The organism is Haloferax chudinovii (genome assembly GCF_042663345.1).
Taxonomy (GTDB): Archaea; Halobacteriota; Halobacteria; order Halobacteriales; family Haloferacaceae; genus Haloferax; species Haloferax chudinovii.
In genome coordinates, this window is record NZ_JBHTAB010000015.1 from 1 (window position 1) to 12987 (window position 12987).

Below are 12987 nucleotides of genomic sequence, written 5' to 3' on the forward strand. Positions count from 1 at the left end.
GGCGTCGCCGTCCGCTCACGCTGCCAACATTCAAGCGTAGCGGTGTCCAAACTCTCCTTGAGCAGGTCTGAGAGTAGCATAGATCACTCACTCTTCGACCTGTTCGTTCCTTAACTAGACGGTGCCGCTTTATCCTAATTGTAATTTTTAGGATATTGAGGATATGCATGGGTACTGGGAATCTAAACGGCCCCCGTTATTCTGTGCAAGGATGAAAAATATGGTTCGGGGCTACCGATAGCTTGTTTTTTTACCGTGGGACAAATCTTATAGAAAACCAATAGCAAAGCCCAGATGGTCATGAGCGGTACAATTTCCCCGCCTCTCCTCGAAACCGTCGCCCGCCGTGCATCTCTCATCGAGTGTTTACTGGAAGGACCTGCGGACAAGCGAGAACTAGAGTCAGCCCTCGACGTCTCACGGACAACTGTCGACCGAGCCGTCAGGAGACTCAGTAACGCAGAATGTATAACCCACCAAGACGGTCGGTGGGAAGTTACCCTACTCGGGCGACTCGCGTACGAAGAGTATGAACGACTCACAGTGAGATATGAGGGTCTTACTACTGCCCAAACATTGCTCTCCCATCTCCCACCAAGAACACCGGTCGACGGGCGACTCCTCGTTGACGCAGAACTTCTACTTGCGGAACCCCCAGCACCACATATGCCGACGGCTCGCCTCGAAGAGTTGCTCAACGGGAGTGACCAAATCCAGGGCGTCTCGTCGGTTGTCCTGCCAAAATACATCCCACTTTTCCATGACCGAACAATCGAGCGAGATACGAAGACTGATCTCGTTCTCGAGAGCGAGCTCGTTGAGTATCTCTGGGATGATCACGCAGAGAAGACGCGTGCTGTCATCGAGTCTGATAACGGTGCGGCGTGGTGCCTCGACCAGAAGCTACCATTTGGCTTCGTATTAATTGATGAGGACACCGTATGGTTCGCCGTCTACGACGAGGATGGCTGCCTCAAGGGGACGATCATCAATGATAGTCCTGCTGCAGTAACATGGGCAACCGACATGTTTCACTCGTATCGCCAGCAAGCAGAGCAGGTTTCAGTTCGGAGTCAATCTGGAGTTACGCGTTCGAGACGGTAGCTCAGATGGTCCCATCTAGCAACGTACACCACAATTCGCCCTTGTTCTGGTCACCAGTTGTCACCCCGTTTGTGGCTGCGTGCGCAGCGAAGACGAGAACGGGTCGGGGGTGGGGTCTGGGTCGGTCCGGCACGTAGCAAAAAAGAAGGCTGCGTACGCTGGCTACGCTTCCCACCAGCGACCGCGCTCAGGGAAATGCAAGGACGACCACCCAGTGACGGCGAGTGAGACACGTCCCTCGTACCAGTTCCGTGCCGCCCCGTGAATCCGCACGCGCTCGCCCTCTTCGATCCACGGAGCATCCGATGCCTTCCAGCTCGTCAGTTTTGTACGACCGCTCTCGTCCGCGATGAGCCCAACTTGAGCGATGCTCGGACTGGAAGGTTCCCAAAGCTGTGTCACACGACCCTCAATACTCACCTCTTTGCGATTGACGTCCTCGAGCTTTCCGATGGGAACCACCTGCCCCGGCGCCGTCTGCAACTCCTCGAACACCCCGACGACCGCGCTCATCAGGTCTTTCCCACCAACGACGGCTTCACCCAGCCGCCGACCAATCGCCGCTCGTGACCAGCCATCCAGCTTCTTCGCCAGCCGCATCGACTGCTTGTTCACCGCCGCCAACTGCTCCTGCGTGAGTTCTGCACGAGGATCGCCTCGTTCCGGGTCAGCCATCGGGTTCACGCTCGCCGCCCGCTTCTGGAACTCTGCACGCCGCTCAGCACTCCGCTTCGCCGCGATGTCTCGCGTCCGCTTTGCCCGACCGTCTTGCGTCCCCAGTTCAGCCTGGGCACTAATACGCTCCAGTTCGGCTTCCCGCGCCTGAATGCGCTCTTCCTGTTCGAGGGTGACGCCGTGAATCCGGTCCTCGCTCGTGTCCGCGATCCCGTCCGGGTGGTTCGCATCCACCTTCGCCTGCGTCTCCTGCTCGACCGCCGCCTCGAACTCTGGCGTCTCGTCGACGACCGGGAAACCGTCTTCATCGACCGCCTGCTCGTCCGTTTTTTCGAATGCCTGTTCATCCACCGTAACGACCTTGCGACTCGAGTTGGTACTAGACATTGGGTACTCACCGTACCTGTGAAGGCGCTCACGCGCCGACACCGCGATGCTACTACATCGCGGTTTTCCGACGACAACGACCGACAGAACCATCTGCGCGCTCTCGCTCGCGCCTTCGCGAGCGCCCTACCGGGCGCGAGCGAGAGCGCGCCTGCATGAGGTGGCCCCACCAGCACCGCGCGCCGCCTCACCGAGCGTTAGCGAGGTGAGGCTCGGGGCACGAGCGAAGCGAGTGACCCGATGACCCGCCCAGAGCGAGCGGCCAGCTTTTAAGCCGTTTCTCGCGTCCGGCCCGGACTGCGGGTCTGTGTCCAGCGCGACTGTCGCCGAGAACGCGCGCCGCGGTGTGGCGCGCGACAGCGCAGGCGGCACCAAGCGCTGGAACGCGAAAGCCCGCGAGGGGCGCAACCGAAAACGCGCTTAATGCTGGCGCCGAGAGCAGATTCACTTTAGCCCGGCAGTCCGCCCGCTACTGCAGGCAGACCGCCCGGAATGGTCGGTCGCGAGCGACGCGGAGGGCGGAATGCGGCGAGCGGTGCGAGCCGTAACGATAACACGGGAAAAGCGGAGTCCGGTTGCCCGCCTATCTGAAAGCTCCTCGTGCTGAAATTCACCCGTGAATCAGAAAAATGCCCTCCTCAATACCACTATTTTACTCCTCTGCATCCGCGTTGGTTTCGAGAGCAAACTGTTCAAAGAAGGATTCCATAAAGTCCCATCGGGCTTCTCCAAGGCGTCGGCCTTGGTCAGTATATAGCGCATCAAGTCGCTCACGTGCCTATTCACGTAAGAGTTCGATGTCCGGCAAGTCAGGGCGGTTTATGCTGAGCGTGGATGCGTCATCGATGACGGCATACTGATCGCCAGTACGCCCTGAGCGTTCACCGACGATACAGGCGAGTCGAATGAGTCCGACTGCACCAGTCGCATCGAGCTTATCAGCATCGAAGAGAAGCTTTGCTTCGATTGTTTCTGGGTCCGGAGAGCTTGCTCGGATGCTGTGTGCTCGGAGGCAGTGCTCGATGGCTGTAATCTGGTCCGTCTTCACGTCTTCAGTTTCGAGCAGGCTTGTGGCTTCGTTAGCTGCCCATTTGTCGTGGTCATCAATCTCTCCGACACGTTCGAGTGGCCGTCCGATATCGTGAAACCACGCAGCTGCGGCTAGTACGTTTCGGTCAACTTCCTTGGGGTGTTTGTCCGCAAGCTGTTGCGAAATATCGTGTACTCGCTTTGCATGGAAAATGTCGTGTGCGGGGAAGGCGGCCTCGTAATATGAGCGCGATAATTCTCGAGCAAGTGGACCTAGTTCGGAGGGCATATTCTCAAAAGTCACCGCAGGGCGCTTATCCATTATGGACTACACGTCTGTCCGAACAGCTGGTTCAGGGCTAACCGAGTTCTTATCTGCTCGAAAAGCGAGCGACCAGCGGATCGACATCCACTCCGCGTTCACGGAGCGTCCGCTCGCTGGCGTCACGGCGACACCACGGCGGGCACCTTGCGGGTCTGTGCGCAATTCGTTGGGAGCCACCGCGTCCCCCTCAATGGGGTACCACTGGTGGTCGTCCCACTGGAACCGCACGGGCCGTGCCGTCGGCCTGACCGCAGTGTTCGTCGCCTGTTCGAGCAGCGTCCGCGACGCGACGAGATCAGCGTGACCCTCGAAGCCACACGGACACCGCAGCGTCTCACGATGCCGGCGCGTCCGCTCGCGCTCACCACACTCCGGACACGTCTGGGAGGTCCACGCCTCGGAGAATGAGGCCACCTCGATGCCGTACTCCTCGCAGACGTTTGCGAGCTGGTCGAGACACTGCCGGTGCGCCCAGAAGGTACGCGCTTTGAGGTTCGCCTCGACTGACCAGTACTTGCCAAGGACACCGGTGAGATCGCCGTGGTAGATGGTTTCGACGCCGTCGTTGTAGAGTCGCTCGACCAGATCACGAAGGAGCGCGTTCACGGCGTGATCGCGCCGGCGCGACCGCTTCCGGTGACCTCCTCCCCGTCGTAAACGACGGGGCTTCCCACAAGCCGAAGCCCGCTGGTTTGGGAACTTACGTTTACACACCGACGGGGTGCTGGCAGGGCCACGCTGCCGTTACTCCTATCCTGCGGTGGGTTCTGTGGTTCTGCCCCGCTGATTCGGAGTTATCTATCTTGTTTTGCGTCGGGTAGCACCCGATATAAACCTCAGACAATTAATGCTACCGAAAACGGCGATTCACTCCCGCCGTTTACGGCGGGATTCTCTCGCCTGTATCAAGATAGCAATCGGTCAGCTGTCGCCGGCGACTAGGTCCTCAATGAACCGGAAGCCGTTGACGAACGTCACTGAATCCCCGTAGCCCTCGCTCCCGAGCACGGTTTCGGCCCCCTCGCCGGCCGCGATATCCGTCGTGGAGATGTAGACCTCAGTCGCGGTCCCCGCACTGAGATGCTGGGCAGCGAGGGCGGCGAGGGCGGCGAGGGCGGCGTCCGCACGCTCTACTTCGTCGGCGGGCCGGTCGTCGGCGTTCGCGATGTATCGTTGGATCCCGTCCATCACCCGAGAGACGACAGGTTCGGAGAACTCCAGCGGCGCCGCAACCGTCGCCCAGCCCTCGTCGATCGCGGCGTCGATGGGCGGCCACTCGACGTCCGGATCGTCGACGGTCAGCTCCTCGTACACTCGTTCGGGGAGGACGAAGGCGATGTCGTTTCGGCGAGCGAACCGCCGAACGGCCTGATAGCAGCTGTTCGAGGGCTGTCCCATCGCGACGAACAGGCCGGTGTCGGCGATGTGGAGCCGGCTCACGCGTCGTCGACCGTGTCACCGTCGCCGACGTTCACCTCATCCAGAGATGCCCCACCCTCCTCGATGTCGTAGTGCTCGTGGACGACGAGCCGGAGTGCCTGGAGGATCATCTCCGCGGCCAGCGGCGAGATTTCGAGATCCTCGGCCATCAGGCGGTGGGTCACCTCGCCGCGCTCGCGGGCAACTGCGTACGTGAGCGCCGTCGCGAGCCCGGCGACACCGTGGCGGTCGATGTAGGTGTCGATATCTGCGTTCGTCTCCCGGCGGCCGACGGCGTCGATGAGCGCCGGCGTGATCGTGTACTCGCGGTCACCGGCGGCCGCTGTCACGGTCAGGTCGATTTCCCGGGCGGCGTACCGACGTGGCTGCCCGTCGTCGGTGACGTCGACGGCGCCGGCGTCGACGAGCCGGTTGACGTAGCTGTAGGCCGTCCCCTGGGCGAGCTCGAGGTCGTCCATTACGTCCTGGACGGTCGCCTCCCCCTCCTGGGCGAGATACGCGTACAGCTGAGCTAGCTGTGGCTCCTCAAGGAGGTCCGCGACCGCGAGGAAGTCGCGAACGATGTCGCCGTCGGCGCGATTTGAGGTGCGTGACATGGGCCGTTCTTGATTACAGTTTACAGCGAATCAGTAAAGTGTGTTTGGGATCACTCCGCCGGCGTCGCGACGAGGTGTTCCTCGAGGTTGCGCGTCCAGTACGTCGCGAGCCCACCCGGACTACAGCGCTCACACAACTGTAACGGGCCTTCCAGATGCCCCAGTTCGACACGGAACCGCGTCAGCGCGGCGAGCGTATCGACGACCAGCCCACAGCCGTCACAGACGTGATCGCACTCGTCGGGATCCGGCGCCGTCTCGGTCCTGAGCGAGCTGTACTTTCTCGAACCGTTGGTAGTCGGCACTCGTGTCGTCGTGAGGATCGTGACTAGGCATGGTGAGTCACGCCGCGCACGCTGTCGCGCGCTGCACGCTTCCCGGCGCCAATAAACGGTATGGAGCTATCAGTCCACTATGAATTAATTGACCACCTGACAGCTACCAGATTCGGACTTAGTTTGAGTCGATTAGACGTGTCTCAGTAACAGATCAGCTATGTTGTTGGGGGAAACTCCACTCACCGCCCTTTCGATCACTTTGAGATCGGAACCGATGGCTTGGAGCACATTAATAGTCATTGAATCGAAAGGTAACGTAATGACCTCTTCTCCGGGAGAGAAACAGCAAGTACTTCTTGTCGACCCAGACGGGAGTCTCAAGGCACATCTCTCGGAGGCACTCACGTCGGCCGGCTTCGGGATTCGAACGGTGACATCGGCAGCGGAGTGTGTAGTGTCCGTCAAACAAACTGCGATTGATGGAGTGATTAGTCGGCAAAACCTCCCCGATATGGACGGAACAACGCTACTCCGTTCAATCCGAATCTCCAAACCATGTCTCCCTGTACTCTTGCTCTCCTCTTCAGAAGAATCCGTACAGGATGATGTGACCTCAGCCGTGAGCGGTGCCGTGGTCGATGACACCGCACCCGGAGCTGTCGTCTCGGAACTGAGAGGGCTGATGAACGGTAATATGGAGGGACTTCAACGGTATAAACATCTGATCGAGATGTCCCCCGCACCCATCAACATTTTCGATAGTGATGGGCGCTCAATCTGGTGTAATAACGCGGTGGTTGAGATATTTGGGCTGGACGACCGAGAGGAGTTCCTCGGACGGTCAATCCTCGAGATGATTCATCCCGACGACCGAGAACGAGCCCAAGCGGAGATCCTCTCCGTTATCGAGGAGAAACAATCGGTGGGACCAACGCGAATGAGACTCCGTCGCGATGATGGGCACGTCCGGTATATCCGCGTCTCTACGGCCATCGGGGAATTCCTCGGGGGGAACATCGGACAGGCGATTGCTATCGACGAGACAAGCCGTATCGAACGGGAGCGCCAGCTGAAAGTGCTGGATAACTGGTTGCGGCACAACATTCGAAATAAAATGGCCGTTATCAGGGGACTGGCGGAAGACATCCAGGCAGACCGTGTCGACGATGTGGCCGACAGTGCCCGTAAGATCCAAGAACAGACGGATACGCTGGTTCAGCAAGCGGATCACGAGCGACAGATTATCCGACTCCTTGAGTCGGACCGAAAGCAGACCCATGTATCGGTGGCTGTCGACGACATCGTGGCCCAGGTGGTCGACGATGCCTGCGAGGACTATCCCGACACGAACATCAGAGTCCCCACAATAGAGCCGTTCCACGCCGATGCAATAGGAGAACTCGATACCGCTATCCGAGAACTCGTCAAGAACGCGATCATTCATAATGACGCTGAGGACCCCGAGGTGATGATAGAAGTCGAAGACGCCACGAGAAAAAACGGCGTCATCCGTATCACAGATAACGGACCCGGAATTCCAGAGATCGAGCAGAGCTACCTCCAATTAGATAAGGAGATCAACGAACTGCAGCACGGTTCCGGCCTCGGCCTCGTCCTCGTGTATTGGGTTGTCCGTCTTTCTGAGGGAACCATCACAGTCACAGACAACGACCCACAAGGGAGTATTGTAACGGTTAAACTCAAGAAGGATTGATCAATTAATTCCACAATCGATGGCGTACTGTGCCACCGAGGAGATCAGGACTCGTCGAGCAACGAGCGAGCTCGCTGCACGTAACTGTTCGCGTCCCAGCTACGAGCGTCGCTGATGTCGTCGAGGAGCAGGCGTGCATCCGCAGCTGAGAGCTGCCCAGTTCGAACGAACACCGAGAGCAGCGTCGGTGTGGTGACGAGTCGGGTGTCAGCGAGTGAGGCGTGGATCAAACCAAGTTGGTTGAACTCGTCGCAGAGGAAGAGCGCAGCATCGAGTTCGTTCGCGAGGATGACCGCCGCGTTCTCACCATCATCGAGCGGAAACTCTGCATCGAGCTCGACCGACTGTGTTGTGAACGACTCCGCTTGATCGAGGACGGCGGACGCAGCGTGCCCGTGGACGTCATCGTAGGAGGCAATCTCACGGAGTTCATTGATAACCTCCGTTGGGACGACGACGTCGTACTGCGATAGACAAAGTGCGAGTGGATCAGGATCGTCGCCAGTAACGATCCCGAGACTGACGAGGGCGGAGGCGTCTGCGATTAGCTGTGGCATCTATGCGTCAGCGACCTCGTCGATGAAGTCCTCGTCTAACTGTTGTTTCAACACCCGGAGGTTGGCCGCCTCTTCGGCGCCGACGAGCGCTTTGAGTTGCTGGAAAGTGATCTCGTCGTCGTAATAGGCGGCAGCAATCTCTTGGACGAGCGTGTCGTCGTGAGCGGCGTCTTGGAGGTACTCCCGAAGCGCGGTCACGAGGACGTCTGTTCGGTCTTCCCCGAGGACTGCGGCCAGTGCATCCGCCCGGTCGATGAGCCGATTGGGGGCCCGAAACTGCACGCGTTTCTTATCGGTACTCATGATGTGTACATTGTGAGCCAACGCACTTAGCCGTTTTCGTGTGTACGATGTGAGCCTCACTCGGGCCGGACAAGGCAGTATCAGTCGGTGATGTAGCCAATCAACTGACCCACTACATCTTCTGCGCGGTCGTCGACGAGCGAGGTCAGATAGTACTCGACATCCGCAGCATTGTTGAGTGTCGCAAGCGACCAGGGGAGGACGAAACTACGTTCCCCGAGCGGGTCGCCTGCGTAGTCGTCGTCCCGGAGTGTTAGTGACTCCTCGTGGTATGTCTTCGTGGAAATCAGAACCATGATGAGTTGCACGCCGTGGTTCGGGAATTGGGGAGTCCCCAGCACGAGCATCGGGCGACCTTTCTCCGAGAGCGGGTCGGCCGCCCACACGATGTCACCGCGTTCCAGGTCCTCGAACGCAGTCACTGTACGTCTTCCATCTCGTCGGTCCGGATATCTTCGAGACGCTCTTCGCCGTACTGCTCGTCTGCCGTCTTGTGATGTCGGTGAAGCCGGTAAGCTGACTGGAGTCGTTCCTTGTTGTCCGTAATCGCCCAGTATGGGCGCTTGTGCCGCACGAGCCCACGTTCCTTCAGTCGGGAGAGGATCGCACTGACAGCGTCCGTGTCCAACCCGAGTCGCTCAGCGATCGTCGCTGCCTTCCACGCACGGTCGTCATTCTTGTCGAGAAACAGTACGATTCGCTCGGTGTCATTCCGGTCCTCGAGTTCGTCGGCGTCAGCGTTTTCGAACTCGTCGATATCGATAGTACCACTCGACATGGACTAATGTTGGGGATGTTGGAACATAGGTGTTTGGTATGTTTGTTACTTTGATGGAAGGGACATTTCGGTGCCCAGAAATGCCGGAGAGGGTCACTTCGACCGCGTCGCGACGAGATGCTCCTCAAGATCACGCGTCCAGTAGGTCGCGCGCCCGCCCGAACTACAGCGGGCGCACAACTGTAACGGGCCTTCGAGGTGCCCCAATTTGACCGGGAATCGCGTGAGCGCTGCGAGCGTGTCGACGACCAGTCCACAGCCGTCACAGACGTGATCGCACTCGTCGGGATCCGGCTCCGTCTGAATCGCACAGTCGACACAGGTCGGGTGGGTGACTCGCTCGTCCTGTCCCCAGGTATGCGCCTCGCCAGTCTCGGTACCCGGCGGGGCATCGCAGAACGCACAGCCAGTAAGCGTCTGCTGCATCACTCTCCCTCCGCGTCGGCGTCGCGGCCGGCCACCCAACCACCGTGGAAGACGGCCAGCTGCGTCGAAGAGTCGAATATGGCGCCGCTCGGCTCGTGAATCAGAACGTGGTCCTCGGGAACCAGAGTGACGACGTCCGCGTCGACGAGGTCATTAACCAGACGTTGGGCCGTCGCGTCCTCGACGTCCGCCGTGTCGACGCTGGCGGCGTCGCGGTCCTGGGCGAGCTGTTCCTTCTCGGACTGTTCGTAGTCGGCACTCGTGTCGTCGTGAGGATCGGGACTAGGCATGGTGAGTTACGCCGCGCACTCTGTCGCGCGCTGCACGCCTCTTGGCGCAGATAAACTGTCTGCGCGAAAAGCGTCAGTCCGGTCGCGGGTCGCGATAGCCGATGACGGCGACGTCGTCGATAAACAAGACGCCCTTCATGAAGTCGAGCTTGGTCAGGCTATGCCGGTAGAGGTTATGCCGGCCGAGATAGTTCACCGGCACCACCAGACAGCCGAACTCGATCTTTGGCCGGCCGCCCTTCTTCGTGCGGTAGCCTTTCTGGAACTTGAGCAGGTCGTCGCTGATGTTCTTCCGCTCACTCTTCTCGACCTCGATGGCAATACGCTCGTCAGCGTTGTACAGATCGACGCTGTAGTTGAACCCCAGATGCGACCAGAGCTTGCAGTTCGGGTTGTAGCCGCCGGCGGCATCTCCCTCGTACTCGTACCGTGGTAGTGCGTCAGCAATCGAAGCATCAAATGCCCCGATCTCTTTGTGCTTTGCCGTATCCTCAAAGACACTCGTTGAAACAGCTTCGACGGCTGACCGGATCGCTTCCAATGTGTCGTCCGGAAACGTCTCCGAAGAGGTCTGTGAGCGCCGGTCGCTCAGGCGAGTGACGTGCTCAACGACGACCATTCTACCTACTCATTCACAATGGGGTGACAAAATCGTTCGTGAGACAGGCTCACCTTTGGGACATCCCTTACTCACCCCACAGGGCCGCTATCCGGTCTTCAATTTCGTCGAGGACGAGCCGAAGCACGTCGCGATGGTCGGTCGGCCAGGAAGCGTCGTCGCCGGGGGGGGGGGGAGCAGCCGGTGGAGGCTGGAAGTGGTCTCGGGTATTGTGAGGGTTGGAGTGCTGGTCCCACCGACAGTCCCAGGAGCGGCCTGACTGAATCTCCCGGTAGTGAATTTTGAAGTCGTCGTTCGTGTACCAGCGAACAGCCAGCGTCGCCTCCTCGACGGAGTCTGGATAGTACGATGGTGTGAGTATCACACGAAGTTCGAGATGGCCGCCCGCGTCGGTGATGTGTGCTGTTGCAACCTGACCCGTTGCTTGAAGACGCGTCTGCAGGAACTCGAGTATCGGGCGATCGATAGGCGCAGGGCTTCCGCCGTCACCTGTGGGCGGCACCATCGATGTGGCTACCCGGAGACCTGTTCGGTCTCAGTGCTCGCGCGTTGCTGACGGGCACGTTCGTAGCGTGTTCGCTCGTCCCGAGCGGTCGCCGAGTCGCCGAGGTCACCGTACACGTCATCGATCGTCCGGTCGTCGCTCGATTCTGCAGTGGCGACGGCGTCGACGGCCGCTGGCGTCGGCGCACCATACGTGTCTTCGTACTCCTCGATTTGTGAGGTCAGGTCCCGAACGCGCTGCTGGAGATCTTCGACGGAGTGGTCGGCAGCGAGCTGGTTGATTCGCCGCCACTCGAAGTAGGCGTCGTTGCGCTCGTAGGTGGCCGGATGGCCGTCGTGGCGCGTGACGATACCGAGTTCACTGAACCAGCCCAGATACTTCCGAGCTGTTTTTGGGTCACAGTCGGCGACCTTGGCGATGGCGCTCGCTGTTGTCGGCTCACGAGTCTGGAGCATCGTCCCGTAGATGCGTTGCTCAACGTCGTCGCCACGAAACGCATCGTCGAATGGGGGCGGGCTATCTGGAGACTCGCTGTTGGACATACTTGTTCTTGCGTGGCACAAGAGATATTTCTTGCTTCGAGGAATAGTTTCTTGACTTGGACGGGACGGAATCCACCAGCAGACCACAATTGTAACCAACAGATCTTATTCTCTTGTGCTATTGTTGGGTAAGACGTCACTCCTGAACTCACAGCTCCCGAACTGACATCACCTGGAATTTGTCTTGATCGTCGACGACGCCATGCTGACCTACATCACTGTCTAGTGACGACCACTGTGTGAGTCGGTTGACCAGTCCGTCGCGAACCGCTTCACGGCTGACTGTCGTTTCGTGCCAGCCGAGACGCTCGTCGAGACGAACTCTGCTTCGACGAATTCGTAGGTGAGTTCGACGAATGCGCACTCGACAAGAGGTCCCGTCTACTTACCGGAAGGAAGAATGCGGTGATGGGGGTGGGCCCACCATTCAACGAGGGACGACGCTCAGTAATAGCTCGTTCACTGTGTCGCTGTTGTCGTTGTCAGACGTACGCTCGTGGCCGATAAATTAGCTCTCATCGAGGAGTGAGATACCGTGCTCAACCACAGCGTCAGTAATGAAGAGACTCGTTTCAGTCTGGAGTGCTCGCATCAGCTCAGCCGCCGCTGATTTATCGAGTTCTCCCCGTGTGAACGCAAGCACGAGAACGCCAATCGAGCCATGAACTTCGACATCGCGGTCGTTCGCAGCATCTCGTGCTGCAAGGTCGTCAGTCAGGAGCACGGCAGCGCGTTCAGATGCGACGGCGAGTGCAGCTGTTTCCCCGGGGTCCAACTCGACGCCAAGATCGGTTGCGTCGCTTTCGACCAGTTCGTACTCAATGGTCTCGAGCCCAGGTGGGACCGTCCCCGCCTCGAGTTCTTGGTAGACAGTCTGTGGAATCAGCAGCTCATCAACGACCGAGAGCAATGCAAGCGAATCGATCTCGTCGAGATGAATAATGGGGCCCGCATCAGCAACCGCGAGAATCACGCATTCAGTCCCCACCGAACGTCGTCTTCGATAGCCTGTACTTCCTGGTCTGCTCGCTTGACGCGGTCTCGACCGATGAGGTTGATTGCGGTCTCGCGATCGATTTCGTCGTCTATGTATCGCGAGAGAACGAGGTCAACCCAGAGATCTTCGACACCGCGTTCCAACGCCTGTTCAAGGATCTCTGATTCGGGGATACCCCGCGCTTCGGCGATTTCTTGCACCCGCTCAGTGAGATCCGTGGCCATGGGTAAACGATTGCTCCGTGGTGACTTAAACATCTGTGGACCACCTATGGGAGTTCCCAGAAACGACCTCCGACAACCGTTTCGAACGTCCCCATAACGACCTCGTATTAACCAACGCTGTTTGGTCTTTTCAGGTCACAACGAGACGGCGACGTTGAACATGCTACTGTTCTACCACCACTGGTCCCGTCAGAAACG

18 protein-coding genes and 4 pseudogenes are annotated in these 12987 nt (G+C 59.0%); 2 read left to right on the forward strand and 20 right to left on the reverse strand.

Annotated features, from left to right (window positions below):
- A pseudogene (locus ACFQI8_RS18680) lies at positions 1–80 on the reverse strand (IS6 family transposase); the annotation flags it as partial.
- Between the two features lie 220 nt (positions 81–300).
- Here ACFQI8_RS18680 and ACFQI8_RS18685 point away from each other — a divergent pair.
- On the forward strand, positions 301–1104 hold the full coding sequence (locus ACFQI8_RS18685) for a helix-turn-helix transcriptional regulator (protein ID WP_390247494.1): 804 nt from the start codon (positions 301–303) through the stop codon (positions 1102–1104).
- A 162-nt stretch (positions 1105–1266) separates the two neighbouring features.
- Here the strand turns inward: ACFQI8_RS18685 and ACFQI8_RS18690 are convergent, their stop codons facing one another.
- The 7 genes and pseudogenes from ACFQI8_RS18690 to ACFQI8_RS19550 all read right to left on the reverse strand — a co-directional run bounded on the left by ACFQI8_RS18690 (position 1267) and on the right by ACFQI8_RS19550 (position 5892).
- Positions 1267–2166, reverse strand: coding sequence for an OB-fold nucleic acid binding domain-containing protein (locus ACFQI8_RS18690; RefSeq protein ID WP_390247496.1), 900 nt, complete (start codon positions 2164–2166; stop codon positions 1267–1269).
- Positions 2167–2818: 652 nt separating this feature from the next.
- Positions 2819–3484 (reverse strand): annotated as a pseudogene (locus ACFQI8_RS18695) (HD domain-containing protein).
- Positions 3485–3682: 198 nt separating this feature from the next.
- Positions 3683–4159, reverse strand: a pseudogene (locus ACFQI8_RS18700) (zinc ribbon domain-containing protein); the annotation flags it as partial.
- Positions 4160–4441: 282 nt separating this feature from the next.
- Entirely contained in the window at positions 4442–4960 is a 519-nt protein-coding gene (locus ACFQI8_RS18705; protein ID WP_390247498.1) for a hypothetical protein, read from the reverse strand.
- The gene (locus tag ACFQI8_RS18710) at positions 4957–5556 is read right to left on the reverse strand and encodes a DUF7437 domain-containing protein (RefSeq protein WP_390247500.1); all 600 of its coding nucleotides are present in this window, start codon (positions 5554–5556) and stop codon (positions 4957–4959) included. The genes ACFQI8_RS18705 and ACFQI8_RS18710 overlap by 4 nt, the downstream gene beginning before the upstream one ends.
- 50 nt (positions 5557–5606) lie before the next feature.
- Positions 5607–5816 (reverse strand): annotated as a pseudogene (locus tag ACFQI8_RS18715) (DUF7558 family protein); the annotation flags it as partial.
- Complete coding sequence (locus tag ACFQI8_RS19550; protein ID WP_465261729.1) at positions 5776–5892, reverse strand: DUF8069 family protein; 117 nt, start codon at positions 5890–5892, stop codon at positions 5776–5778. The gene ACFQI8_RS19550 and the pseudogene ACFQI8_RS18715, both read right to left, overlap by 41 nt.
- 261 nt (positions 5893–6153) lie before the next feature.
- On the opposite strand from ACFQI8_RS19550, the gene ACFQI8_RS18720 reads away from it, so the two are divergent.
- Entirely contained in the window at positions 6154–7548 is a 1395-nt protein-coding gene (locus ACFQI8_RS18720; protein ID WP_390247502.1) for an ATP-binding protein, read from the forward strand.
- Between the two features lie 44 nt (positions 7549–7592).
- On the opposite strand, the gene ACFQI8_RS18725 is transcribed toward ACFQI8_RS18720, so the two are convergent.
- The 12 genes from ACFQI8_RS18725 to ACFQI8_RS18775 all read right to left on the reverse strand — a co-directional run bounded on the left by ACFQI8_RS18725 (position 7593) and on the right by ACFQI8_RS18775 (position 12789).
- Positions 7593–8105 carry a PIN domain-containing protein gene (locus ACFQI8_RS18725; RefSeq protein WP_390247504.1) on the reverse strand — a complete coding sequence of 171 codons (513 nt, stop codon included), beginning with the start codon at positions 8103–8105 and terminating at the stop codon, positions 7593–7595.
- A complete protein-coding gene (locus ACFQI8_RS18730) occupies positions 8106–8408 on the reverse strand; it encodes a hypothetical protein (protein ID WP_390247506.1) in 303 nt (100 codons plus the stop codon).
- A gap of 80 nt (positions 8409–8488) precedes the next feature.
- Positions 8489–8830, reverse strand: a complete 342-nt coding sequence (locus tag ACFQI8_RS18735; RefSeq protein ID WP_390247508.1) for a type II toxin-antitoxin system PemK/MazF family toxin — start codon at positions 8828–8830, stop codon at positions 8489–8491.
- Positions 8827–9186: a MarR family transcriptional regulator gene (locus tag ACFQI8_RS18740; protein ID WP_390247510.1), complete on the reverse strand. Its 360-nt coding sequence runs from the start codon at positions 9184–9186 to the stop codon at positions 8827–8829. The genes ACFQI8_RS18735 and ACFQI8_RS18740 overlap by 4 nt, the downstream gene beginning before the upstream one ends.
- 93 nt (positions 9187–9279) lie before the next feature.
- Complete coding sequence (locus ACFQI8_RS18745; protein WP_390247512.1) at positions 9280–9612, reverse strand: DUF7558 family protein; 333 nt, start codon at positions 9610–9612, stop codon at positions 9280–9282.
- Positions 9612–9902, reverse strand: coding sequence for a hypothetical protein (locus ACFQI8_RS18750; RefSeq protein ID WP_390247514.1), 291 nt, complete (start codon positions 9900–9902; stop codon positions 9612–9614). The genes ACFQI8_RS18745 and ACFQI8_RS18750 overlap by 1 nt, the downstream gene beginning before the upstream one ends.
- Positions 9903–9975: 73 nt before the next feature.
- Positions 9976–10521: a hypothetical protein gene (locus tag ACFQI8_RS18755; protein ID WP_390247516.1), complete on the reverse strand. Its 546-nt coding sequence runs from the start codon at positions 10519–10521 to the stop codon at positions 9976–9978.
- Positions 10522–10588: 67 nt separating this feature from the next.
- On the reverse strand, positions 10589–11026 hold the full coding sequence (locus ACFQI8_RS18760) for a toxin-antitoxin system TumE family protein (RefSeq protein ID WP_390247518.1): 438 nt from the start codon (positions 11024–11026) through the stop codon (positions 10589–10591).
- Between the two features lie 8 nt (positions 11027–11034).
- Positions 11035–11568: a DUF7342 family protein gene (locus ACFQI8_RS18765; RefSeq protein ID WP_390247520.1), complete on the reverse strand. Its 534-nt coding sequence runs from the start codon at positions 11566–11568 to the stop codon at positions 11035–11037.
- A gap of 148 nt (positions 11569–11716) precedes the next feature.
- Entirely contained in the window at positions 11717–11932 is a 216-nt protein-coding gene (locus ACFQI8_RS19555; protein ID WP_465261730.1) for a DUF8030 family protein, read from the reverse strand.
- A gap of 144 nt (positions 11933–12076) precedes the next feature.
- Positions 12077–12541 carry a PIN domain-containing protein gene (locus tag ACFQI8_RS18770; protein ID WP_390247522.1) on the reverse strand — a complete coding sequence of 155 codons (465 nt, stop codon included), beginning with the start codon at positions 12539–12541 and terminating at the stop codon, positions 12077–12079.
- Positions 12538–12789 (reverse strand): ribbon-helix-helix protein, CopG family, encoded by a 252-nt coding sequence (locus ACFQI8_RS18775; RefSeq protein WP_390247524.1) that lies wholly within the window; start codon positions 12787–12789, stop codon positions 12538–12540. Before ACFQI8_RS18775 ends, ACFQI8_RS18770 begins: the two co-directional genes overlap by 4 nt.
- Positions 12790–12987 lie beyond the last annotated feature (198 nt).

Excerpts from the sequence above, each read along its gene's own strand:
- ACFQI8_RS18685 (WP_390247494.1), top strand. The coding sequence starts at position 301 with ATGAGCGGTACAATTTCCCCGCCTCTCCTCGAAACCGTCGCCCGCCGT.
- ACFQI8_RS18690 (WP_390247496.1), bottom strand. The coding sequence starts at position 2,166 with ATGTCTAGTACCAACTCGAGTCGCAAGGTCGTTACGGTGGATGAACAG.
- ACFQI8_RS18710 (WP_390247500.1), bottom strand. The coding sequence starts at position 5,556 with ATGTCACGCACCTCAAATCGCGCCGACGGCGACATCGTTCGCGACTTC.
- ACFQI8_RS19550 (WP_465261729.1), bottom strand. The coding sequence starts at position 5,892 with ATGCCTAGTCACGATCCTCACGACGACACGAGTGCCGACTACCAACGG.
- ACFQI8_RS18720 (WP_390247502.1), top strand. The coding sequence starts at position 6,154 with ATGACCTCTTCTCCGGGAGAGAAACAGCAAGTACTTCTTGTCGACCCA.
- ACFQI8_RS18725 (WP_390247504.1), bottom strand. The coding sequence starts at position 8,105 with ATGCCACAGCTAATCGCAGACGCCTCCGCCCTCGTCAGTCTCGGGATC.
- ACFQI8_RS18730 (WP_390247506.1), bottom strand. The coding sequence starts at position 8,408 with ATGAGTACCGATAAGAAACGCGTGCAGTTTCGGGCCCCCAATCGGCTC.
- ACFQI8_RS18740 (WP_390247510.1), bottom strand. The coding sequence starts at position 9,186 with ATGTCGAGTGGTACTATCGATATCGACGAGTTCGAAAACGCTGACGCC.
- ACFQI8_RS18745 (WP_390247512.1), bottom strand. The coding sequence starts at position 9,612 with ATGCAGCAGACGCTTACTGGCTGTGCGTTCTGCGATGCCCCGCCGGGT.
- ACFQI8_RS18750 (WP_390247514.1), bottom strand. The coding sequence starts at position 9,902 with ATGCCTAGTCCCGATCCTCACGACGACACGAGTGCCGACTACGAACAG.
- ACFQI8_RS18755 (WP_390247516.1), bottom strand. The coding sequence starts at position 10,521 with ATGGTCGTCGTTGAGCACGTCACTCGCCTGAGCGACCGGCGCTCACAG.
- ACFQI8_RS18760 (WP_390247518.1), bottom strand. The coding sequence starts at position 11,026 with ATGGTGCCGCCCACAGGTGACGGCGGAAGCCCTGCGCCTATCGATCGC.
- ACFQI8_RS18765 (WP_390247520.1), bottom strand. The coding sequence starts at position 11,568 with ATGTCCAACAGCGAGTCTCCAGATAGCCCGCCCCCATTCGACGATGCG.
- ACFQI8_RS18775 (WP_390247524.1), bottom strand. The coding sequence starts at position 12,789 with ATGGCCACGGATCTCACTGAGCGGGTGCAAGAAATCGCCGAAGCGCGG.